This window comes from Arthrobacter sp. LAR12-1-1.1 (genome assembly GCF_040676555.1).
Lineage (GTDB): Bacteria > Actinomycetota > Actinomycetes > Actinomycetales > Micrococcaceae > Arthrobacter.
This window is the reverse complement of sequence record NZ_JBEGIG010000001.1, coordinates 74488-97280: the sequence shown is the minus strand read 5'-3', so window position 1 is coordinate 97280 and position 22793 is coordinate 74488. Positions and strand designations below refer to the sequence as shown.

Below are 22793 nucleotides of genomic sequence, written 5' to 3'. Positions count from 1 at the left end.
CCCTCACAAGGCTCATCCCACATGGCGCCATCATGAACCCAGCGTTCGCGTGCAAATGACAGCTACGCGTCGGCCCGCGACAAGGTTCAGACCTGCATACGCCGGTCCCTCAGGGCAGAAAGCCGGGACCCCTGTTGAGTAAGGAGTCCCGGCTTCCTCAAGCGTGGCCATCTGACCAGACTGCGTCAGCGCAATCTAGGATTGCCGGACAATCGGACCTTCTGATGGTCGGAATGACTGTCCCGCGGTGAGCAGATCCACGTACTCCCGTGCGAACTCCGAGTATGCTTCGCGTGCCTTCCTGACGATGGTTGCGGCGCCGGTTGCAAGTGTGGTCAGTATGCTCAATGGCTTCTCATTTCACTCCGCTGTGCGCCGCGGTGCGCCGCGGAGTTGGTTTGCCGATGGTATCGAGGTCAAGGTCCTTGGATTCCTTGGCTGCAGCGACTGCCGTCACGGCGATGAGGGTGGTCACGACGATGATCACGACCAGCGGCCAGGTGCCGCCGGACCAGAGGACAAGGGCGCTGGCGATCACCGGAGTGAACCCGGCCAGAAGGATGGCTGCGGTCTGGTAGCCGACCGAGATACCGGTGTACCGGACTTCCGTGGGGAACAGTTCGCAGTAGAAGGCCGGCAGCACGGAGTAGACCGCTGCGTGGCCCAGGGTGAGGAAGATCGCGACGCCGCCGATGATCGTGAACGGGTTTCCGGTCTGGATCATGGCGAAGATCGGCCAGGCGCTGACGATGATGACGGCTGCGCCGAAGAAGAAGGTGTTCTTGCGGCCGATGCGGTCAGAGATGGCGCCGAAGACCGGAATCATGGCGATGTTCAGTGCCGATCCGATCATGACGGCCACCAGGCCGTAGGATGCCGGGAGCTTCAACGTTGTGGCCACATAGGAGAGCAGGAAGACGGTGAAGAGGTAGTAGTTCCCGGCTTCCGCGAAGCGCGAGAACAGGGCAATGACCAGAGCCCTGCGGTGCTCCTTGAAAACCACGGGAATCGGAGCCTTTTGCTTTTCCTGTTTCCGCTCGGCCTCGGCTTTGGCGGCGAGAAAGGCAGGGCTTTCACTGGCGTTTAGCCTGATGTAAAGCCCGACGGCGGCGAGCAGCACGCTGAGGAGGAAGGGCAGACGCCAGCCCCAGACGATGAACTGGTCCCCCGAGATGGCTTGGGCAATGGCGACAGCCCCGGTGCCAAGGAGCAAGCCGCAGGAGACACCGATTTGCGGCCAGGATCCGAAGAATCCGCGTCGTCCCTTCGGCGCGTTCTCGACGGCGATGATCGCCGCTCCTCCCCATTCGCCGCCGACGGCGAACCCCTGGGAGAGGCGGAGGATGCACAACAGGACCGGAGCCCAGAACCCGACGCTCTGGTATGTGGGCAGCAGGCCGATGGCGGCCGTGGAGATGCTCATGATGAGGAAGGTCAGGATCAGGGTGGATTTGCGGCCGATCCGGTCACCGAGGTGGCCGGAGACGAAGGCGCCGACGGGGCGGGCGAGGAAGCCGACGCCGAAGCTGGCAAGGGCGGCGATTTGGGATACGCCGGGTTCGCTCGAGGGGAAGAACAGGGTGCCGAAGACGAGGGCTGCGGCGGTTCCGTAGACAGTGTATTCGTACCATTCGATGATCGCTCCGACGGTGCCGGAGATCAGGCTCTTGCGGCGGACCTGGTTAGGGGTCAAGGCGCGGTGTGTTGTTGTCATGGTGATATTCCATTCACTATGGCGTGGAGAGCTCGGGGCGGGGCTCAGCTGTGTCGTCCATAAGGATCGCGGCTCGGGTGACTTCGCGGGCCAGGGACTTTTCCAGGGCCTCTTCAACGTCGTCCAGAGTGAACGTCGCGTCGATCATGGCATCGAAGGGGTACTTGTCCCGGTGCTCCGCGAGGAAGGCCAGGGACTTGTAGAGGTAGCGGCCTTCGTAGCGGTCCACGTGCTTGATGGTGAGCGCTTTGCGAGTGACATAGCCGGGGTCGAACGGCACGGTCCGGCCAGGAGAAAGGTTGCCCATGACCAGGTAGCGTCCTCCTCGGCGGATCTGCCGCAGTCCTTCGGCAAAGGCGTCGGGGACGCCCGTCAGTTCAATTGCGACGTCGGGGCCCTGGCCTCCGGTGAGCCGCTGGATGGCGGTGATCCTTTCCTCAAGGTCCGGGATTTCGGCCATGTTGATCGTGTGGTCCGCTCCGAAGCGCTGCGCCTGGGCCAGGCGCGGCTCGGAAGGGTCGATGACGATGACGGTTGCGCCGCGTTCCTTGGCGACCGCGGCCGCGTTCAGCCCCAACCCTCCGGCGCCTTGGATGAGCAGGGTTTCCCCGTACTGCAGGCCGATCTGGTCAATGCCGAAGGTGACCTGGGAGAGGGCACAGTTGGCGCTGGCGGCCACGGAGTCGGGGATTTCGTCCGGGACTTTGTAGACGTGCTGGCGTGGGTGGATGTAGTAGTGGGTGCCGAAGGCGGCGTGGAAGTGGGGGGCTTCCTCCGGCTGCTTGCCGAAGAACTCGTAGGCGTTGTCGCAGAGGTTCGGCTGCCCGCCCAGGCACCGGGCGCAGCGATCGCAGGTCTGGAAGTAGGTGGCGACGATGCGGTCTCCCGGGTTGAGCGGCTGGCCGGCGTTGTCGGTGGGGCGGCCGTCCCCGATGGCGGCGACGGTTCCGACCATTTCGTGGCCGAGGCCTCCGCTCTTCTTCACGGGGTGCTTGCCGTTCCAGATGTGCAGCTCGGAGCCGCAGACGTTGGCCCGGGTCACTTTCATCAGGATCGCCCCGGGTCCCGGGGCAGGCAGGGGATACTCGGCGTAGTCGAGTTCCCCGGGGGCTGGTCATGACGGCCACGCGGCCGTAGGCGGGTTCAGACATCTAGGGTCTCTTTCGTCGAAGGCAGTTGCCAGCGGCTCGTCGGCGCCCCGCAACTGCCTGGTCGAGGGTTGTTAGTGGGCTGACTCGTCGGCCGGGGCTCCCCCGGCGACGGCCGGGATGTGCACGGGGTCGGCGACGTGCTGGTGCTTGCGGGAGAAGAGGACCGCGACGCCGGAGAGGACGCACGGGATCGCTCCGAAGAGGAATGCGGCGGTCGCCCAGTTGCCGCCGCCGGAGAGCAGGGTGGCCGCCAGTGCACTGGAGAGGATCGCGCCGATGGGGCCGACTGCTGCAACAAAGGTTGCGCCGCGGCCGCGGATGCGGGTGTCGTAGCTTTCCCCGACGAAGAAGAGCACGCAGGAGTACGGTCCGATGAGGAAGAACGTTCCGAGGCTGTAAAGCGCGACGACGGTCCAGAAGTCGCTGGGACCGAAGATCATGGCGGTGAAGACGATGCCGCCGGTGATCCAGCCGAAGGCGATGACGTTGCGGCGCCCGAACTTGTCGCCGAAGAACCCGTGCGTGAGGTAGCCGAGGTAGGCGATCACGTTGGACATCAGGAGAATGGCGAGGGAGTTGGTGAAGGACACGTTGTGGACGCTGACCAGGACGGTTGTGCCGAGCACGCTGAAGACCTGGACGGGAAAGTAGTTCAGGATGTGGCCCAGCCCCAGGGCCAGGGTGGTGCGCAGGCTCCGGCCGCGGAAGACGTCCGCGAGGGTGCTGCGGGTTTCGTGCTCTTCGATTCCGAGGGCGGCGGAGAGGTCTTCCGCGTCGGCATGGCGGCCTGTCTTTTGGAGTTTCCGGATTTTCTGGATGGATTCGAACTGCGGTGATTCTCGCAGTTTGCGGGCCAGTGCCGCGACAATCAGGGACGGGATGGCTGCGAAGACGAAGCATCCGGCCCATCCGATCACGGGAAGCAGGACAGCGGTCAGCGCGGCGGCGAGGATGGCGCCGATCGGCCAGCCGCCCTGGACGAGGGAGTAGATGAAGCCTTGGCGCTTCTTGATCCGGGGGTCATCGGACGCGCCGTAGAGCTCGCTGAGGTAGGCGCCGTTCACGCCTTGTTCGGACAAGCCCAGGCCGCTGAGGGACCGGATGGCCACGAGGACGGCGACCGGGACGATTCCGCCGAGTGCGGTCAACGCCGAGGCGATGCCTGCTCCAGCGGTGGTGAAGGCGAGTCCGGCCTTGCGGCCGAATTTGTCGACGACGGGCCCTGCGATGAGGCCCATGCCGACGGCGCCGACGGACATCCAGGTGACCATGGTGGCCTGTTCGGCTTCGTTCAGGCCGAGTTCTCTCCCGAGTTCGGGCAGCAGCGTGCCGAAGAGGATGAAGTCGTAGACCGCGAACGCCCAGGCCAGGAAGCAAAGGATGGTCGCGAATTTGATCTGCCGGTTGGTGACGTGCGCCGGCCGCCAGGCCGTGTTGCTGTTTGTGGACATGATCCACCTCCATTGGTGGGTTCAGGGGGCTGAGGTTGGGGTGTGCAAGCGGTTTTTGGGCGTGACTGCCTGGGGACGTGGCGGCAGCGGTGCCTGTCAGGATGTGATGCGCGCCGGTGATGCGGGCGCCGGGTGCGGCGGGCCGGGGTGTCCGGCCCGCCGGCGGTAGGTCCTTAGCGGGACTTGGCTTCGATCTCGGCGAGGATCGGCAGGAGGAACTTGCGGAATTCGGGGTAGTTCTCGGTGACCGGGAAGTGGCCGAGTTTGGGCATTTCCCAGAACTTGGAGCCCTTGACCAGGTTCGCGACTTCCTTGGTTTCGGCCGGGGAGGTGTTGGGGTCGTATTCGCCCGTGAGCAGGTACAGCATGCACTTGCTCGTGTCGATGGCGGCTGCCTCTTCCGGGGAGACGTTGTGGTCGTAGTAGTAGTAATACAGGTCGCCGGCGAAGACGCCGGGGCCGCCGGACTGGTACTCCCACTGGATCTCGCGGACGTTCTCCTCCGGGGAGTACGGCGAGATGTTCAGGAGCATGGCCGCCCCGATGGAGTTGCGTGAGACGTTGGGGTTGTCGAACTCGCGGCGGATGCCGTCCATGCCGACTTCCACGTACTCGGCCGCGGAGCGCAGGGCCCCTTCCACGGAGATCGTGGAACGGTAGCGGTCGTTGAAGTTGGAGGCCAAATCGATGGCGAGGTGCCCGCCCATGGAGCTGCCCAAATAGACGGGACGGTCCAGCTCGAGGGCTTCGGAGAGGGCGTTGGGGAAGGCCATCATCCGGGATTTGGTCATGTTGTATTCCTGGGTCCACCACTTCTCCCCGTGCGGGGGAAGGGACTTGCCGTGGAAGGGCAGGTCGAAGGCGATGACCCGGTAGCGGGACGTGACCTCGGCGTCGTTGAGCAGGTGCCGGTACTGGCGCCCGTCGGAGCCGGCGGTGTGCCCGACGAGGAGCGGGATGCCTTGCCCGGCCTCTTCGTAGTAGACCCGGTATTCGACGTCCTCGACGGTGAGGTAGACGTAACCGCCCTTGATAGGTTCAAACTTTGCCATGACTTACGCTCCTTCGACGTTGAGCTGGCGGAAGATTTGCATGAGCCGGTTCAGGGCCGGCAGGTAGGCATAGAGCTGGTGGGTGTTGCTGAGCAGGACTCCGTGCTTGGCGGAGGAGCTCTGCAGGGACTGGAAGAACGGGCGCGGGTATTCGGCGGTCATGTCCTTCCACTGCTCATCAGTGCCTTTGATCCAGATCGCGGCGTCCTTGGGGTCGGTGCCGGATGGCTCGACCGTGACAAGCTTGCCGTCGTCGTAGGAGGCCAGCCAGGCCTTGTCGCCGATGGCGACATGGAGTTTGCCGGTGTAGTAGCGCATTTCGCGGTTGAACTCGAAGTCCTTGGTGGCGCTCTGCAGCACCTGTGCGAAGTCATGCATGGATTTGCCTTTCATCGTTGAAAGCCGGAGTGGTGGTGGCGAGGTATTCGTACATCCTCGTGTGGTCCTCGGCGCCGTGGCCGGCATCGAGGGCGGACTGCCAGATGTTTTCGCAGTCGTGGCTGAACGGGGCATCGACGCCCAGGGAATCTGCCAGGGCCGTGGCGATCTTGATGTCTTTGGTCATCAGTCCGATCGGGAAACCGGATCCGAACGTTCCGCTGAGCATGAACTGCCGGACCTTGTTTTCGGAGGTGTTGCTCCGTCCGGAGGACGCGTTCAGGACCTCGGTCATCGTCGCCGGATCGATGCCGAAGCGCTCACCCACGCGGATCGCCTCGACGGTCGCGGCGACCGACGCGGCCGAGACGAGGTTGTTCAGTGCCTTGGCCGCGTGCCCGGTGCCGGCCTTGCCGACGTGTATGACGGATTTGCCCAGGACGTCGAAGATGTCCTTGGCCTGGTCCAGGTCGTGCCAGTTGCCGCCGACCATAATGGCGAGCTGCCCGTTCTGGGCACCGCGGACTCCGCCGGAGACAGGGGCGTCCAGATACCGCATCCCTTGCCGTTCCAGCCGCTGGCCCAGGTTCCGGGAGCGGATAGGTTCGGAGGATGACATGTCGATGAACAGGGTGTTCAGGGACGCGGCCGTGGCGACTCCGCCGTCGGTCAGCACCCCTTCGACGATGTCGGAGTTGGGAAGCATCGTGATGATGACATCGGCTTCCTGCCAGGCGCCCTCGTCGGCGGCGGTCCTGGCGTCCGGGTGTTCGTCCTGAAAGCGCTGGACGGCGCCCTCATCACGGTCGTTGACGATCAGCCGGTGGCCGGCGTCGGCAAGACGTGAGGCCATGGGGAAGCCCATGTTCCCGAGTCCGATGAAGCCGATGGCGCTCATGCCTCGGCCTCCATTTCCTTGAAGACCTCGCGGGCCAGGCGGAAGCTTTCCAGTGCGGCGGGGGCGCCGCAGTAAATGGCGACCTGGAGGAAGACCTCTTTGATTTGTTCCTTGGTCACGCCGTTGCGGATGGCGCCGCGGACGTGGACCTTCAGCTCGTGGGGCCGGTTCAGGGCGCTGATCATGGCCAGGTTGATCAGGCTGCGCTGGGCGCGTTCCAGGCCGGGCCGGTTCCAGACATCGCCCCAGCAGTATTGGGTGACGAGTTCCTGCATGGGCATGGAGAACTCGTCGGCGCTGTCCAGGCTGCGCTGGACGTACGCGTCGCCGAGGACTTCCCGGCGGGTGGCGAGGCCTTTGTCGAACAGTTCCTGGTTGATGGTGGTGGTGCTCATTGGGTTACTCCTTTTGCTGCCTCTTCGGCGGCGTTGAGTGGTGTCTGGTCCCAGACCGCCTGGATGTTGGTGAATTCGTGGACGCCGAGGTAGGACAGCTCCCGTCCAAAGCCGCTCTTCTTCACACCGCCGATGGGGATCCGGGGGTCCGAGACGGAGAGGCCGTTGATGAAGACGCCGCCGGCGTCGATCCTGCGGGCCATGGCCCGGGCTTTGGCGTTGTCGCCGGTCCAGATGGCGGCGCTGAGGCCGAATTCGGAGTTGTTGGCCTTGGCCAGGGCATCCTCGGCGTTCTCGGCGGCGATGACCGTCGCGACCGGGCCGAAGATCTCTTCCTTGAAGGCGGTCATGGACTCGGTAACACCGGCAAGGACGGTGGGGGCGTAGAACGAACCGGGACCGGGCAGCCGATGGCCGCCGGTAAGGAGCTCGGCCCCCTCCGCGACGGAGCGTTTGACCTGGTCATCGACATCACGCAGGGCATCCTCCTTGGCCATCGGGCCAACGAAGGTTTCCGGATCTGCGGGGTCCCCGACCTTGAAGCTTGCAACGCGGCGGGCCAGTTTCGCGGTGAACTCGGCGTAGACGGCGCGTTCGACAATGATCCGCTTCGCCGAGATGCACACCTGTCCGGCATTCACCATGCGCCCGGTCGCCGCAGCGTCCACCGCCTTGTCCAGGTCGGCGTCGGCAAGGACGATGAACGGGTCCGATCCCCCGAGTTCCAGGATGACCTTCTTCAGGGCCCGCCCGGCCTCCGCGGCCACGCTCTGCCCGGCCGCGGTGCCGCCGGTTACGGCCACGCCAGTGATTGCCGGGGTATGGATGATGGCCGGCACCTGATGGCGGTCGCAGTTCACGACGGCAAAGGTGCCTTTCGGAAGACCCGCTTCCTCCCACAGTGCCTCCAGGGCCAGTCCGCAGCCCACAACGTTCGAGGCGGGCTTGAGGAGGTAGCCGTTGCCGCCCAGAATGATCGGCGCGGCGCCCCGGAAGACCTGCCAGACAGGGAAGTTCCACGGCATGATCGCCAACACTGTGCCGGTGGGCAGGTAGGAGACGTAGGCTTCCGGACCGATCGTCGTCGCGGTGTCCTCGAGCATGGCCGGGCCGTTCTCGGCGTACCAGTCGAGCATGTTCGCGCACTTGATGACTTCGGCCTGGGCCTGGGTGACCGGCTTGCCCATCTCGGCGGTAATCACGCCGGCAAGCTTCGCGGTGTCGCGGCGCAGCAGTTCCGCCAGCCGGCGGAAGACCTCCGCGCGCCGTGCCGGAGACGTGTCCCGCCAGCTGGCGAAACCCTCCGCGGCGGACCGGACGACGTCCGAGACGGCCTGCTCATCCAGATACGGGTAGATCGCGACGTCTTCGCCGGTGGCCGGGTTCGTCGACTTCGCGACGGCAACTTCGATAGTGCCCATGATGTGTTCCTTCAAGTTCGTGTGATGGGGCTAACAACGACTCTAGAAGCACGGGACACTTTGATAAATATGAAGTTTCCGAAGTTTCACTTCTCGGAAAGAGAACGATTAGCCGGTATTTAGCTTGCCCACTCCCCTGTCGCCCTGCATCGGTTGAAAAGGAACCGGAGGGCTGTCATTCTTCTGTAAGCGTGATGTTTTGGTTACATCACTTCGCTTTTGGAGAACAGAGGACCATGGAGATCTCGCAGCTGGAAATCTTTATCGCCGTCGCGGAGACGGGCAGCATCACCAAGGCGGCCACCAAGTTGCTTCGTGCTCCCTCGAACGTGTCGACCCGTATTCAGCAGCTGGAGCGGGAATTGGGCGTTAAGCTCCTCGTGCGCGACAAGCGGCAAAGCTCCCTCTCGGCCGATGGCGAGCTCTTCCTGGACCATGCGCAAAGGATCATTGACCTGGTCAATGATGCCAAGGCGTTCTCCACCCAGGGCACACCGCGCGGCCGCTTCCGGCTGGGAGCCCTGGAGAGCACCGCAGCGGTGCGCATCCCGCCCATCCTCGCCGCCTTCCACCTCCACTACCCTGCCGTGGAACTGGAACTGGACGCCAATTCCTCCGGCCACCTCTTTGACCGGCTGCTCAACGGCCAACTCACGGCGGCCTTTTCCGACGGCAAGCCGGCTGTACCTGCCCTGACGGGAATCAAGGCCTTCAGCGAGAACCTGCGCATCATTACACCCCAGTCCGTGACCGAGATCAACGATGATTTCAGGGCTTCCCATCCGACAGCCTTTGTTTTTGGCCGTGTCTGTTCCTACCGGCAGCGGTTCGAGGACTGGCTCGAATCAGAAGGTATCGTGCCCGGGCGGATCGTTGAAATCTCGTCTTACTACAGCATGCTCGCCTGCGTCGCGGCGGGCGCCGGCATCAGCATGATCCCCGAATCCCTCCTCGAAACGCTGCCGGGCGCAACCAGGGTCCAGGCGCACGAAATGCCCGGCCGGCTCGGCAGCGCTGAGACGTGGCTCATGTGGCGCCGGGACTGCCGCTCGGCCAATCTCAAGGCCTTCATCGCCGAACTTAAGGATCACCTTAGCCCTGCCGACACGGACATCACCGTGGCCGCGTAGAGGACCGGCACACGTGGTTTGCGCCACGGCAGAAGGCCCCCGCTGTGTTGCGAGCAACAGCGGGGGCCGGCTTGTGCTCAGGCAAACGTCCCCGGCCCGGGCAAGGAGCACGTCATCGACAAGGGCGACGTAGAAGTTGAGCTTGCCGGCGTACTCGGGCTGAAACTTGCCCGTCTTGAGCTCGATAACCACATAGCCCGTTGACCGCACTAACGACCCATCCGGCGGTTGATGCCCGGCACGACTCCCCCGCCAGAACCGGGCCAGTTTGTGCAGACACTGTCTGCACAAACGCCCCGCTCAAGTGTTATCCCTGGATTTGCCGCTGCTGGGCATCCAAGTCTTGACGAGGTAAACGAGACATGTCCTGGGGAAAGACGCTGTTCCATGCGGATTCAAGTCATTTCTGAAGTGCCTGCTGGAGCGCAGGAGAACTGGGAGCGGACCGCCAAGGATTTCCCCTGACTTCGTGGTGCCCTCCCAGCCCGCGGCGGCGATCGGCTGCCTGACTTTCGTTCGTCGCGGTATTCGCCGTGGCCTCGTTCCGGTTCTTCGGCATTTCCCGCGGGGCTGAGCCTAGCTCGCATGAGGCGCCGTCCTGGGCTCTGCCCCGCTACCGCCGAATTTACGTCGCTGCTTCACTCTGGTGATCTGCCTGAAACATAGAAACTGTGTACTTATGGACGTTCGGTGCTGTAAAAATGAAATAAAGCGGCACCAGCAGTTCATGTAGCTCAATTTATAGACACTCGCACAAAGGAGTGTTCCCTTAGTTTCCAGAGGAGAAAAACGTGGTTGTCGCCGCTGTCGATCCCGGTTCCACAGATATCACCGCTTTGATCCACCACCCCGTCCTGTGGGCCTCCGCGGTGGGCGTTTTCGCCGTCGTCATCCTCCAGTCGGCCATATACTTCAAGGCCATCAGGAAGGCGGCTCCCGCAGCGGAGCTGACGCCGGCACAGGTCACCAGTTCGGTCCGCTCCGGCGCGGCCGCCGCCGTCGGTCCATCCCTTGCCGTGGCGCTCATCGCCATCTCGCTGCTCCCGCTGTTCGGAACGCCCGCAGTGCTCACGCGGATCGGCCTGGTTGGATCGGCGGCCTTCGACGTCGCGGCAGCCGGCATTTCAGCGGGCACGCAGGGCGCACAACTGGGAGGCCCCACGTACACGCAGAAGATCTTTGCGATCGCCTTCGCTGCCATGACCATCGGCGGCCTCGCCTGGATGCTGACCGCGCTGATCCTGACCCCCATTCTGAGCAAAGGCGACGCCAAGCTCCGCAGGGTGAACCCTGCAGTGATGGCCATCGTGCCGACGGCGGCGCTGCTGGGCGCCTTCTTCACCCTTGCTTTCCAGGAGGTGCTCAAGTCGCCCGTCCACCTTGTCACGATGCTCGCCTCCGCGGCGGCGATGGGCGCCTGCCTGCTGCTGGCGCACAAGCTCCGGCTTCCGTGGCTGCGCGAATGGGGGCTGGGAGTGTCCATCATCGTGGCCCTCACCGGCGCGTTTCTCATGACCGCAGCAGCCTGAAACAACCGACAGGAGCCCTTCTGATGTCCACCTCGACTTCCACAGACACAACTGCACAGTTTTCGGCGTTCGACCGCACCACAAACATCTGGGGCCCCATCACGCTGGGGCTCGGACTGCTGTTTTCCCTCGCTGCCGCGCTGTATGCCGCCTTCGGCACCGGGATGGGAGTGACGCCGCTGGAACTGGTCACCGCCGTCGGTGCCGTCTTGGCCACCTTCGGCATCATCGCCGTGATCGAGCCGGTGTCCTACTTCCCCATTCTGGGGCGTTCGGCCATGTACCAGGCGTTCCTGATCGGCAACATCGCCAATAAACTGCTGCCGGCGGCCATCGTGGCCCAAGCCAACCTCGGGGAAAAACCGGGCACCCGCCGCGCCGAACTCATCGCCGGCAGCGCCATTATCGGGGCGGTGCTGGTCCATATCACCACCCTCATCCTCTTCGTCGGCGTATTGGGCACCTGGCTCGTGGGAATGCTCCCCGCGCCGCTGATCGCCACTGCCCGCAGCTACATCCTGCCCGCGATTTTCGGGGCCGTGGTGCTGCAGAGCGTCATGGCCATGAAAAGCCGCCGGACCACCATCGCGGCGGTCATCGTTGCCGCCGTCATCGTTTTCGCTGTTGTGCCACTGGCACCGGGACTGACGTACTTTGCCACGGCGCTTGCCGTCATCATCACCATCGCTGCCTCCTGGTTTGCGCGGTCCAAGGATCCGCAGGTCCCGGCGGCTGAGTCGACCGAAACCAGCCAGGCCACCCGCATTTCCGAACCCACCCACTGATAGGGAAGCCAGCAATGACCATCATCACAGGCGTACGCCTGACCCCTGCCGTCGAAGTTCCTGAGTCGTTCATAGAGGACTATGTCGGCGTCTACAAGCACCTGCATGCTCACCCTGAGCTCTCCGCCCAGGAATTCCAGACCGCCGAATACATCGAGCGCCACCTCGCCGGGCTAGGCATTGAATCCTTCCGCTGCGGCGTGACCGGGGTTGTGGGCATCCTGCGGAACGGTGACGGCCCGGTCATCGGCTTCCGCGCCGACACCGATGGCCTGCCCATCGCAGAACAAACCGGCCTGGACTACTCCAGCCACGCCAACGGCCAGTTGCCTGACGGAAGCATTGCTCCCGTGATGCACGGCTGCGGCCATGACACCCACATCGCGTCCGCCCTGGCCTTGGCTGCGCTGCTCAAAGAACGCAGCCGCCTCTGGGGCGGAACGCTGGTACTCATCTTCCAGCCCGGCGAAGAGACCGCCTACGGCGCCAAGGCCATGATCGACGACAGCCTGTGGGACCGCGCTCCCAAACCGGAAGTGGTGCTTGCCCAGCACGTCATGCCCATCAGCGAGGGAAAGCTGCTTATCCGGGGCGGCCACATGGCGAGCCTCGCCGATTCGTGGAAGATCACCGTGCACGGCCAGCAGGCCCACGGCTCCCAACCGGAAAGGTCCATCGACCCGATCGTCGCCGCCTCCGCAATGGTGCTGCGCCTGCAGACCATCGTCTCCCGCGAACTGGCGCCCTCGACACCCGCCGTTGTCACCGTGGGGACATTCCACGCCGGCCTGAAGGAAAACATCATCCCGGAATCCGCCGAGTTCTCCCTCAACGTCCGGACACCGGATGAGGACACCCGGGCAACGGTCCTCGCTGCGATCCGGCGGATCATTTCGGCCGAAGCGGCTGCCTCGGCAGCGGCGGAGCCCACCATCACCGAACTCAACAGCTTTCCGCGCTGCTACAACGATCCTGCGTCGGCGGACCGGGTGATCGAGGCGTTCACGGCGGACTTCGGAGCCGACGCGCTGATCGATGCGCCGCTGGGCATGGGGTCGGAGGATGCAGGGTGGCTCAGCGACGCCATCGGTGTTCCGGGCGTTTTCTGGGCCTTTGGCGCTTTCGACCCGGAGCTTTTCGACGACGGCGACGCACCGGCCGGCAACCACTCACCGTTCTTCGCACCGGACGCCCGCGCCGCCGTCGTTGGCGGAACAAGTGCCGCGCTCTCCGGGGTGCTAGCCTATCTGGGCCGGAACTGAAATGCGCGGGGGCGGCGGCGAGCCCGCCGCCCCGTTCCCCTTCCGTGGGCGCCGCCTTTCGGTGTCGTAGCCTTCGCAGTAACAGGACAGGAGCCGGGACGTGGAGGAGCTTGATGGGCTCGACCGGCAGATCGTGGCTGCGCTGGTGCGCAACGGCCGCGCCTCTTGGCGCCTGATCGCTGACGTTTTGGGACAGCAGGAACGCACTGTGGCGCGTCGCGGCAACAAGCTGCTGGAATCCGGTGTGGTGCGCACCAATTCCTTCATTAACCCGGCATCGGTCAGCTCGCGCTCCGCTTTCCTGCTGCGCGTGACGGCCGCCCCCCGGGAGCTTCGCCAGGTCTGCTCGTGGCTGGCTGCGCAGGACGAGTCGTCGTGGGTCAGTGCGCTGTCCGGCGCGAACGAGGCTGTGGCTGAGATGTTCATTTCCGCCGATGAACTTGGCGGGCTGCTCTACCGCCGCCTTGCGGAAGTGGCGGGTGTGGAATCCTTCACCATGACGCCGTTGCTGGAGTATTTCCGGACCCCCAGCGGCTGGACTCCGGCGATTCTGGACAATGAGCAGTATGCGGCGCTGCATCGCGACGAGGACGGCCAGCTGGCGGGGATCCGCAGCGGGCACCCGGTGGCGTCACTCGATGAAACGGGTCGGTCGCTCGCTGAACTGCTCCACCGCAACGGACGCGCCACCGCGGAAGAACTGGCATCCGAATTGTCGGTGTCCAAGGCAACAGTCAGCCGCAGGCTGGAAGCAATGACCAGTTCCGGTGCGCTGTTCATCAGGGCGGTGGTGGACCCGGCGGCGCTGGGGTTCCCCGTGGAAGCGCTGGTCACCATGACCCGTTCCGGCGCGGCGTCGGGCGGGCCGGGAAAGCATCTGGCCGGCCTGCCGGTGACCCGGTGGGCCGCGGCATCCGGCGAGGATGTGCTGGCGCAGGTGGCTGTGGCCACCCTGGATGACCTGCGCGTGCTGCTCGACGATCTCCGCGGGATGGAAGAAGTGACCGCTGTCCGGTCCTCCATTTACGCGGAGATCTTCAAACGCAGCACCGTGATGTACCGGGACGGGGTACCGGAGAAGCCGTAGGCATTCCCGTGACGAACTCGATGCTCGCGGCTTGCACATTTCACCGGCAGCCGCCCAAAAATTCGACCCCACCGGGCCGGTGACCTTAACCTTCCACGGAGCTTGGTCGGTGGAATCGGATCACTTCATAAGATCCGTTATCGGCGTTCCAAAATCCCCGGAAACGCATGGGGTAAGAGACTATCTGGGGCCGTTTTTGGGGGGCTCGACGGCGCGTACTATCCGGAGCTGGTCACGGCTGAAGTTAAAGCACAGGGAAAACTTTGAGGTCATCTGCGGTGGTTCATCGGACCGATCACCCCGCCCTGGGAGGTAGTGGCCGGCCTTGTCCTGAACGGGCAAATGCGGATCGTCGGCCGGTCCACACCTCTGAAAACAGGGGGCCGCCCGCGAGCTGGCACGGTGGCTGCAATCTCCCAAGCCGTAAGCCCCAGGAGAACGTTCACCACGCGCCAAGCTCATGGTTGTCTGCAACCGAGGTGGACGGAGATCCGGAGCGCGCGCGAGCCAAAACTTGGAGAAGCCGGCTGCGCGGAACCTGCATCCGTCAGCAACGCTGGTGGCTGCAGACTGCTAGCAAGTGGGGACGTTCTGCCCTAGCGCCTAAGCCCCATAGACCCAACAGTGAGGTCATGACGACCAGGTGGGGTTGCAGGCTATGCCTGCTCCGCAAATTGTAGGTTGCAAGGGCAGGTGCCCCGCCTGCCAGCCTGTCTTGGCCTTGCCTCTGATGATGAGCGCCGCCTCCACCCTGCTCAGACCCGGCCGGCGCCTTGGTCGGGCAGGCTCCTGACGGGCATGCACACGTCCTTCACAGCGGCAAGGAATATGGGTCGTCGTTGCGGTATGTCAGGTGTCGGCGCGCCCCTCTGTTTTCTGCGCTCCAAGGAGTACAGGGAACCCCGAGACCCGTGTCCAGGAGACCGAAAATGACACCAAGACCACATGTCGACCGGGTGAGCGCCGAGGACATGATGTCTCTGGACGCGGACATCGGCTCAGCACCAATGCAAGTGGGGGCCATTCTCATGCTCAGCACGGAAGCCGGCGAAGACCCGGTTTCCCTTCTGGATACACTGGCGCTTCGGATCGGCGCTGTTCCCCGGCTGCGTCAACGACTGGTCACTGTCCCCTTCGGTTGCGGGCGTCCCATTTGGACAGATGATTCCGGCTTTGATCCGGCACATCATCTCGTCGTGATCGCCTGTCCGGCGCCCGGCGGCGAGGAAGCCGTGCTCAACATTGCAGCCGAAATGCTCGTCACCCCGTTGTCCCAAGACCGTCCGCTCTGGTCAGCCAAGCTCATTACCGGCGTAAGCCAGGACCGCACAGCGCTTGTTTTCATTTTTCATCATGTCCTCACCGATGGAATTGGAGGCCTCGCCGTCCTGGAGGCCCTGGCAGCCACGGAAGAAGACGGGTGGGGTGGCCGCCGGGAGCCAGAGATCCCAGGCTCGGCGCTGCACCTGGCCATTGACGCTGCAAGGAGCCGATTCAACGCACTGGCCCGACTGCCGGCCGCACTGCGGACCGCAGCCGCCGGAGCCTCCGAGCTGCGGCCGATGGGCAAGACCAGGGCTGCCCGCACTTCACTCAACCGCCCGACGGGTCCGCAACGGACGCTTGCCGTCCTCCACTGCGAGGTGGAAGAAGTCAAAACCGCCGCACACCTGCAGGGAGCGACAGTCAACAATCTCATCCTCGCCGCCGTCTCGACCGCCCTGCACCGCCTGATGCTGGGACGGGGCGAATATGTCGAAGAGTTCGTGATCTCCGTATTATTCTCGGCACGCCGCCACACATCAGTCACCTACCTGGGCAACCGTAGCGGAATAATCCCTGTACGCGTTCCCGCGGTCGGTCCGGCCAAGACACAGCTGGCGGCACTTGCCGCAACAATGAGGATTGCCAAGCAGCAGCCTCCCGGAGCCTCCGCTGCACTCATCGGCCCCATATCTCGGACCCTCGCCCGCCTTGGCGCCTACCGATTCTTCATAGACCACCAACACCTTGTCCATACCTTCGTCACGAATCTGCGGGGGCCCGAACATGCCTTGGTGATCGCGGGCAGGCCGGTAACCGGGATCATTCCGGTCGGAGCGATCAGCGGTAACGTAACGGTTGCGTTTGCAGTCCTCTCCTACGCCGGCGTGCTGACCATCACCACAATCGCCGACCCCGAGACATGCCCGGACCTGACAAGACTGCATGAGGAACTTGCCAGGGCCCTCCACGCTCTGACGGTGACTGGACCTCCATGAACTTCGACCCGAGAATTCCGCCCTCAATCAATTCGATTCAGGTCGATCCATTCTGCGAGAGCAGACGGTTTCCGTCGGCGTCGATCACGACGCAGTGGTGGTGGGCTTTGCCGGCGTCGATACCGGCCCACAATTTCGCCAAAACAGCCTCCAGTCTGTCGGATGGGTTAGGGCCCAGCAGATAACCGCGCCGTCGTGTCCTTATCCGGCGATCATGTCGCGTCTCTCAATCAGCGGTCGGGTCATCGCGGGGCGGCGGGCGGCCAATCCTACGGAGCCCTCACGACACGAGTCTTCCGGCCACAGCAACAAATTCATACCCGCCCCTCCCCCGGGCAGCACGACCCTACAACGGCCACGGAACCACCCGTCAACACCATAAGGACAGCAACCAAAAAACGTCGTAGACATAAAGGGCCAGGGATGGCCGGAGCCCTGCGACGGACAGCACTGGACCCAACAGCCGGCCGCGCCAGCGGACGCCCGAACGGGTGCGAGCCCTGTAAGCAGGCTCTGCCCAGCTCTTCCCAAGATCCACGCATACGACCCGGGGTGGCGGTTTTCAGTCTGTTCGTGTCCTCTGTCAGGACCCGCGGCCGGTGCGGAGGGACGCCCCTCCGGCAATCCCGCATCACTGCCCCGCCCGCGCTACGCGTCCCGTTCCCCGGAAGGTGTGGGCGATGGGGCACGTGTGTCTGGATGACCGTCTTATAGGCTTTTCCTTCCGGCAGGCTGTTGTCGGGGATATTCTGGGGGAATCAGCAGCGCGAGCGGGCCGGTGATCATGGCTCGTTGGGGGGTTGTATAGCTTCATTGGCAGCCGCCCTGCAGTGGCAGGGCTGGAGGCCTTCCGGTTAGGAGCTGCCTTGAATTCTTCAATGACGAGATCACCCAACCGTTCTGGCGGCGGGGTTCAAAGGACGTTCGGCGTCGAGGAGGAATTCCTGCTCGTCGATGCCACGACGGGCCAGCCCGTACCCGCCGCGGAAGCGTGCTTGGCCAAGGCCCCGCAGCGCCCTGAAACCAGTGGCGGCCCATTCTTGGCTTTGGAAGTCCAGCAAGAGCAGCTTGAGGCCGTTGGCCCTGTCTGTTCCACGCTGCAGGAAGTGATTGCGGGCGTCCGAGAGGGCCGGCGGCTTGCCGATGAGGCGGCCCGTTCGGTGGGCGCACGAGCGGTCGCCGTGGCCACCAGTCCCGTCCCGGCCACTCCTACCCTCGTACCGCAGCCCCGTTTCCTGAGCATGGCAACACGGTTCGGTTTGACGCTCCGGGAGCAACTCACCTGCGGCTTCCATATTCATGTCCGTATCACCGACGGTGAGGAAGGGGTGGCAGTCCTGGACCGAATCCGCGTCTGGTTGCCCGTGCTGCTGGCGCTCAGCGCGAACTCCCCTTTCTGGCAGGGTGCCGACACCGGATACGCAAGCTTCCGCTACCAGGCTTGGACCCGCTGGCCGACCGCCGGGCCCTGCGAAAGGTTCGGATCAGAACGGGAATACCTCCGGTACGTGCAATCCCTGCTGACAACGGGCGTACTCCTCGACGAAGGCATGGTGTACTTCGACGCGCGCCTCTCCCGGAACCATCCGACGGTGGAGGTGCGCATTGCCGACGTGTGCATGGAGGCCTCACATGCGGCCGCGATTGCCGCGATGGTGCGGGGACTCGTTGAACGGGCCGCCCAGGAATGGCGCGCCGGGATTTCTGCGCCCCGCCTGTCCGCCGGTCAACTGCGCCTGGCGGCGTGGAAGGCAAGCCAATCAGGAGTCGACGACACCCTCCTGCACCCCCTGTTGAACATTCCGTGCCCGGCCGGAGAAGCGGTCCAGGTCCTCCTCTCCCATATCCGGCCAGCCCTGGCCGACAGCGGGGACGAGGAGCAAGTGACCGCGGAAGTGGCCCGGATCCTGTCCTCCGGCACAGGTGCGCGCCGACAGCGCGAGATCATGATGAGCACCCAGAGCCTGCCCGCCGTGGTGCTCGAGGCCGTCGGACACACCCACGGGACCGCCCCGGCCCCGCATCGCCGGTCCCGGCGCCTGCAAACTAGCTGACTGACCCGACAGTACAGCCACGACAGCGTTCGGTGGACGCCCTATTGGGTGCGGGCCCTGCGAGCATGCACCACCCTGGGCTCTCCCCGGGGAGATGGCGGGCTCACCAGCTTTACTGAGCCGGGAACGCCGTTCCCGGGATCCGGGGTTCTTAAGTCCGGCCCGGCAGCAGGTGGGGTCCCATCCGGTCGGTCCGGGTCGCGGTGAGTGCGTCGGTAAGCCGCCGGACGTCCCTTGCCCGCACTTCGTCTGTGGGTGGCACAGTGTAGGACTCGCTTGTGCAGGTCAGCAGCGCTGCCGTGACCTCCGCGATCAGAGCCGGGGAGGGGCTAAACCGGTATCCGCCGTCGGCAGGGTCTTCAGAAGAATTCAGCGCCCTGGTGATGAACACGGCGGCCTGAGTCCTGCTCGCCATGCCGAGTTTCCTCAGAACGGTTGAGGTCAGATTCTTCACGGTCTTTTCCGCCAGCGACATCTCCTGGCTGATCTGGCGGTTGGTCAGCCCTCTCCCCAGTCGGATGGCGGTATTCATTTCCTGTCTCGTGAGGGTCAGGAGTCTCCTATCCAGGGACTGGGTTGCGGGCCCGACGAGCGGGGTCTGGAACCGGCCGCTGTATGCGGTGTGCCCGGCCAGGGCGCGGCGGATGAGCCTGAGCTGTTCGCTGCTGCCATCCTGTTTGGACAGGCACCCCCACGCGCCGGCCAGAATGGAGTTGATCAGCAAGGCTTCGTCGGCATCTCCGGTCATCAGCAGGCACCGGATGGTCGGGTCCGCCGCGGCGATGGCCCTGCACACGTCGGCACCGGAACCGTCGGGGAGGTCATCGTCAAGGATGACCAACTCCGGGCGGAGGGCAGGGATTCGCCGGAATGCTCGGTGCGCGGACCCTGATTCTCCGGCGATGCTGAGACCATCGGACTCCAGCAGATGGCGCAGGCCCCGTCTCACGACCTCGTGGTCGTCCAGCAGATATACGCCCCGGCCGGCCAAAGAGTGCTGCGGGTGGATTTTCGGTTCAGCCATCATCGCCATGAAGTTCCTTCGCATTTAAGGCACCGAAGGCGTGCTGGATGATGCCATCCGGTCCCCATCCAGCGCGCATTCATGCGCACGCTGCCCGACAGACCCCAGAGTAAACCGATAGTGTCCACCCAACAAGAGCCCGCGGGGATGCATCCGTGGCATCTCTGAAGGTGTCCCGCAGACAACCGGTGTCGCAACCTCAGGCCGCCGCTAAAGGCCCGTCGCGAAGCATGGCCCAGAACACGCTCAGGCGGCGTCGGGCGCTCTTGGACGCTGCGCGCTGCTCCGATGGCGCTCATGACCCCGTGGTTCGAAGGTGTCGGCCGAGGATTTCAGCGCGTTTCCTGACAGCGCTAACGTAATCGATGAAAGCCTGCTGCGTGTCGGACACGAACTCCCACAGCAGCAGCCCGCAAAGCGGGCCAGTGAACTCATCTTTTACGAGCAGGTGCGTCATGCCGCCCAGCGGTTCAAGCCTGAAGGTGCGCACCCCGGTGAGCAGGCCCAGAGGCAGGCCCTGGGTCCAGGTGCAGCGGGACCGGCCCGCCGCTGCGACCATTCAGGCTGCGGCCGGCCCTCATGACCGATGGCGCCGGCCAGGCGCAGCGCCGGGTTCTGGACGCCCCTGACGCTGCAGCCCTCCGCCGCCGACAGGTCGTGCATCACCGGCACGACGTTCCTTGCTGATTCTTCGGACAACAGGTTCTCCCTTTCAAAACGGAAGTACGAGCCGGACACCAGCCCGGCTCCCAGCACGCAGCCAGAGACCATTTGACGGTTCACGCCCCTCAGCCTCCGACCGCCGAATGGGACATCCAGCGACAGCCCGGGAGGTGTTGCGCTGAATGACACCGAACTCCAAGCGAGGACTAAAACAACGCTGCGTCCAGCGTCATTGCGTCTGCTGCCTCGCGGAACCGGGTCCCTGGCGCTCTCAGACCAGTGCTTTGCTCTTGATCCTTTCAAATTCGTCAGCGCTGATGGTTCCAGAGTCCCGAAGGGCCGTGGCTTTGGTGATCTCCTCACTTGGACTGGTTGTCGCGACGCTGCGGATATACGCATCCGAGGCCTCGCGGTGCGCCCGCGCCCGATCCATGGACCGCTCAGCCATGCCCTTACCCCGGGCAATGAGGTACACCAGCAGACCCAAGAAGGGCACGAAGGCCAGGAAGAGGATCCAGAGGGCTTTCCACCAGCCACTCAGCTTGTCATCGCGGAACAGGTCGCCGATGACGGCGAACAACACCCAGAGGAAGGCGACGAATGCATACACGAAGAAGAACCACCAAAAAATATCCCAAAAGTTTTCCCAGAAACTCATGTCAACTTCCCTGCTTTCGATAGGAGCGGTGTTGTAGGGGACTGCAGCCTGGGCAGACCGAGGCTGGCTGCAGGCCTGCCCGGAGGGGCCTTGAGGTCAGCATTTGGTCGCCGTCTGGAGGTCACTGACCGCGGCCTGGACGTTGGCGGCGTCGTCCCGCAGGGAGGCGGCCGCCTGGGTCAGGGTGGCGTCATTCGGGACGGCTCTGACGGCTGCGTCGAACTTATTTTCGGCCGTTTTTACGGCGTCCATCTCGTCTTTGGCTACGTCCTGGCTGGCCTTGACCAGGTCGTCGTAGGTCTTCGCGACCTGTTCCCGTGCCGATTTGATCTGTTCTATCGTGGCACCAGGTTTAAGTGTCTGTTTGAAATTTGTCAGGGCTCCGGCGAAGGCGCTGGCAGCAGCGCATGCTTGTGAAACGTTCTTCTCGGCTCTGGCGCTGCTGACGCTGGTGCCGGGGGTGGAGGGGCTGCAGCCCGTGAGCAGTGCGATGGCTGCCCCGGCTGCGATCGATCCTGCAAGGATCGGGTGTGGTCTGGACACTGGAGGCCCCTTTCCGAAATGGATTGCGGCAGGGAACCCTGCCACACGCAAGTCCGACCATTGTCTGCCCGTACCGCGGGTGTGGGCCTCATCCGGGGAAGGTGATGCGTAGTGCCAGCACCCGGAATCCCACGGCGCCCCGCCACGAAATGGCCGCCAACCGCGGGACCTCGTACCGACAGTTGGCTGCAGCAGCAGATCCCGGCCATTCTGGGCTGACCGTCCTTCAAACAGAACGGGGTGCTGGTCAGCCGGCCCGGCGCTACCCGGGGATCCGGCACTCCTCGGCCATGAGGTGCCAGGCCTTGCCGGTAGTGCTGACCGTGAGCGCGTACGTACCCGGATTCAGCGTGACGCCGGTCATCCCGGCACGCGCCTTGTCAGGGAAAGAACTGTAGGGCCGGGCCCCTTCGCCGGTTGAAGGTAGACGCCGGTAGGCCCGGTATCGGCGTACTCGATGTGGAGCTTGCCGGTGACGGTCACGACGGGGCCCGCGGGTTTGGTGCCGGCGGCGCCGGGTTCAGCAGTCATTCATGGCAGTGACGGTGGCGGTGAGGGTCCCGGTGACAGGAGCCGCGATGGCGCAGAACACCGCACCCCCGAGGGCGGAGGCCAAGACGGTCGAAGCCATACGCAGGCCGCGGCGCAGGGAGTCGGTGCCGGCGGCCAACGGCATGGAAGCACCGTCAGCGGCGTATTCCTTGGTGATCCGGAACAGGTCAGAGAGCCACCAGATCCCAAACCCGCCGGGCGTCAGCAGGCCGGCGGAGGAAGGACCGGTCCGCGCCGGTGACACCCAGGAGCAATGCCAGCAGCCAGGCGGTGCGCATGGAGCGCATCAGCAGCAGCCCACCTTCGAAGAATGCCTATACTGCCCGTCCGGGGGCACATTCCGATTCTCGAACAGCCACGCGGGGATGCCCACGGTCTTTCGGCGCAAGTGGAACGCCGCAAGCGCCCTGATTAGGCGGCCATGGATGGCGCCCCGGCGGACACGCGGATGAAGGTGTTGCCGTCACGGAGCACGGCCCAAAGGACGTTCAGGCGGCGCCGGGCCACGGCAAGCATCGCCTGGATGTGAGATTTGCCCTCGGTGCGTTTGCGATCGTAATGGGTCCGTGAGGCGGCGAGGACATGACGAGAGTTTCCCAGGAGTTCCGGCCGCCGACCGGGATGAACATGAGGATTTGATCCCCAAGTCGCAGCAAGTCATGCAGTTCCAAACGCTCCCAGCCATGAAGGTGTACCCAGCAACACCGCTGTCCACGTCAAAAGAAGGAGCCGCCAGACCGCAACGGCCACCAACAAAAATGGGCCCGCAGGGGCCCCTAAGAGGA

The 22793-nt window shown here is 64.3% G+C and carries 21 protein-coding genes and 2 pseudogenes; 7 read left to right on the top strand and 16 right to left on the bottom strand.

All coding sequences use genetic code 11. The features are described 5' to 3' along the window. Window positions 1–355 precede the first annotated feature (355 nt). The 8 genes from MRBLAR12_RS00470 to MRBLAR12_RS00435 all read right to left on the bottom strand — a co-directional run bounded on the left by MRBLAR12_RS00470 (window position 356) and on the right by MRBLAR12_RS00435 (window position 8460). On the bottom strand, window positions 356–1714 hold the full coding sequence (locus tag MRBLAR12_RS00470; RefSeq protein WP_364742568.1) for an MFS transporter: 1359 nt from the start codon (window positions 1712–1714) through the stop codon (window positions 356–358). Between the two features lie 16 nt (window positions 1715–1730). Further along, window positions 1731–2768: a zinc-binding dehydrogenase gene (locus MRBLAR12_RS00465; protein WP_414645453.1), complete on the bottom strand. Its 1038-nt coding sequence runs from the start codon at window positions 2766–2768 to the stop codon at window positions 1731–1733. A gap of 168 nt (window positions 2769–2936) precedes the next feature. After that, window positions 2937–4316, bottom strand: a complete 1380-nt coding sequence (locus tag MRBLAR12_RS00460) for an MFS transporter (RefSeq protein ID WP_364742565.1) — start codon at window positions 4314–4316, stop codon at window positions 2937–2939. Window positions 4317–4489: 173 nt separating this feature from the next. After that, window positions 4490–5368, bottom strand: coding sequence for an alpha/beta fold hydrolase (locus MRBLAR12_RS00455; RefSeq protein WP_364742562.1), 879 nt, complete (start codon window positions 5366–5368; stop codon window positions 4490–4492). A gap of 3 nt (window positions 5369–5371) precedes the next feature. Next, the gene (locus tag MRBLAR12_RS00450) at window positions 5372–5746 is read right to left on the bottom strand and encodes a hypothetical protein (protein ID WP_229992310.1); all 375 of its coding nucleotides are present in this window, start codon (window positions 5744–5746) and stop codon (window positions 5372–5374) included. Beyond that, complete coding sequence (locus tag MRBLAR12_RS00445) at window positions 5739–6644, bottom strand: NAD(P)-dependent oxidoreductase (RefSeq protein ID WP_364742559.1); 906 nt, start codon at window positions 6642–6644, stop codon at window positions 5739–5741. The genes MRBLAR12_RS00450 and MRBLAR12_RS00445 overlap by 8 nt, the downstream gene beginning before the upstream one ends. Continuing rightward, window positions 6641–7039, bottom strand: a complete 399-nt coding sequence (gene pcaC / locus MRBLAR12_RS00440; protein WP_229992308.1) for a 4-carboxymuconolactone decarboxylase — start codon at window positions 7037–7039, stop codon at window positions 6641–6643. Before pcaC ends, MRBLAR12_RS00445 begins: the two co-directional genes overlap by 4 nt. Then, window positions 7036–8460, bottom strand: a complete 1425-nt coding sequence (locus MRBLAR12_RS00435) for an NAD-dependent succinate-semialdehyde dehydrogenase (protein ID WP_364742555.1) — start codon at window positions 8458–8460, stop codon at window positions 7036–7038. The genes pcaC and MRBLAR12_RS00435 overlap by 4 nt, the downstream gene beginning before the upstream one ends. A 236-nt stretch (window positions 8461–8696) precedes the next feature. Here MRBLAR12_RS00435 and MRBLAR12_RS00430 point away from each other — a divergent pair, with 236 nt between their 5' ends. Further along, window positions 8697–9590: a LysR family transcriptional regulator gene (locus tag MRBLAR12_RS00430; protein WP_364742553.1), complete on the top strand. Its 894-nt coding sequence runs from the start codon at window positions 8697–8699 to the stop codon at window positions 9588–9590. Between the two features lie 105 nt (window positions 9591–9695). Here MRBLAR12_RS00430 and MRBLAR12_RS00425 read toward each other — a convergent pair. Beyond that, window positions 9696–9785 (bottom strand): annotated as a pseudogene (locus MRBLAR12_RS00425) (PDDEXK nuclease domain-containing protein); the annotation flags it as partial. Between the two features lie 596 nt (window positions 9786–10381). On the opposite strand from MRBLAR12_RS00425, the gene MRBLAR12_RS00420 reads away from it, so the two are divergent. The 6 genes from MRBLAR12_RS00420 (at window position 10382) to MRBLAR12_RS00395 (ending at window position 18568) form a co-directional block, all read left to right on the top strand. Continuing rightward, a complete protein-coding gene (locus MRBLAR12_RS00420) occupies window positions 10382–11119 on the top strand; it encodes a DUF5058 family protein (protein WP_364742550.1) in 738 nt (245 codons plus the stop codon). Window positions 11120–11142: 23 nt separating this feature from the next. Next, window positions 11143–11904: a hypothetical protein gene (locus tag MRBLAR12_RS00415; RefSeq protein WP_364742547.1), complete on the top strand. Its 762-nt coding sequence runs from the start codon at window positions 11143–11145 to the stop codon at window positions 11902–11904. 14 nt (window positions 11905–11918) lie between these two features. Next, window positions 11919–13166 (top strand): amidohydrolase, encoded by a 1248-nt coding sequence (locus MRBLAR12_RS00410; protein WP_364742544.1) that lies wholly within the window; start codon window positions 11919–11921, stop codon window positions 13164–13166. A gap of 100 nt (window positions 13167–13266) precedes the next feature. Further along, the gene (locus tag MRBLAR12_RS00405; RefSeq protein ID WP_229992302.1) at window positions 13267–14253 is read left to right on the top strand and encodes an Lrp/AsnC family transcriptional regulator; all 987 of its coding nucleotides are present in this window, start codon (window positions 13267–13269) and stop codon (window positions 14251–14253) included. Window positions 14254–15182: 929 nt separating this feature from the next. Next, window positions 15183–16514: a wax ester/triacylglycerol synthase domain-containing protein gene (locus tag MRBLAR12_RS00400; protein WP_364742541.1), complete on the top strand. Its 1332-nt coding sequence runs from the start codon at window positions 15183–15185 to the stop codon at window positions 16512–16514. An 878-nt stretch (window positions 16515–17392) separates the two neighbouring features. After that, window positions 17393–18568 (top strand): glutamate--cysteine ligase, encoded by a 1176-nt coding sequence (locus MRBLAR12_RS00395; protein ID WP_364742538.1) that lies wholly within the window; start codon window positions 17393–17395, stop codon window positions 18566–18568. Between the two features lie 151 nt (window positions 18569–18719). Here the strand turns inward: MRBLAR12_RS00395 and MRBLAR12_RS00390 are convergent, their stop codons facing one another. The 7 genes and pseudogenes from MRBLAR12_RS00390 to MRBLAR12_RS00360 form a co-directional block, all read right to left on the bottom strand. Further along, a complete protein-coding gene (locus MRBLAR12_RS00390) occupies window positions 18720–19601 on the bottom strand; it encodes a response regulator transcription factor (RefSeq protein WP_364742535.1) in 882 nt (293 codons plus the stop codon). Between the two features lie 286 nt (window positions 19602–19887). Continuing rightward, a complete protein-coding gene (locus MRBLAR12_RS00385; RefSeq protein ID WP_364742533.1) occupies window positions 19888–20151 on the bottom strand; it encodes a hypothetical protein in 264 nt (87 codons plus the stop codon). 375 nt (window positions 20152–20526) lie between these two features. After that, complete coding sequence (locus MRBLAR12_RS00380) at window positions 20527–20913, bottom strand: SHOCT domain-containing protein (protein WP_364742530.1); 387 nt, start codon at window positions 20911–20913, stop codon at window positions 20527–20529. 96 nt (window positions 20914–21009) lie between these two features. Next, the gene (locus tag MRBLAR12_RS00375) at window positions 21010–21456 is read right to left on the bottom strand and encodes a hypothetical protein (protein WP_229992295.1); all 447 of its coding nucleotides are present in this window, start codon (window positions 21454–21456) and stop codon (window positions 21010–21012) included. Between the two features lie 360 nt (window positions 21457–21816). Further along, window positions 21817–21987 (bottom strand): hypothetical protein, encoded by a 171-nt coding sequence (locus tag MRBLAR12_RS00370; RefSeq protein ID WP_364742527.1) that lies wholly within the window; start codon window positions 21985–21987, stop codon window positions 21817–21819. Further along, window positions 21977–22252, bottom strand: coding sequence for a hypothetical protein (locus tag MRBLAR12_RS00365; protein ID WP_229992293.1), 276 nt, complete (start codon window positions 22250–22252; stop codon window positions 21977–21979). The genes MRBLAR12_RS00370 and MRBLAR12_RS00365 overlap by 11 nt, the downstream gene beginning before the upstream one ends. Window positions 22253–22419: 167 nt before the next feature. Next, a pseudogene (locus MRBLAR12_RS00360) lies at window positions 22420–22581 on the bottom strand (IS110 family transposase); the annotation flags it as partial. Window positions 22582–22793 lie beyond the last annotated feature (212 nt).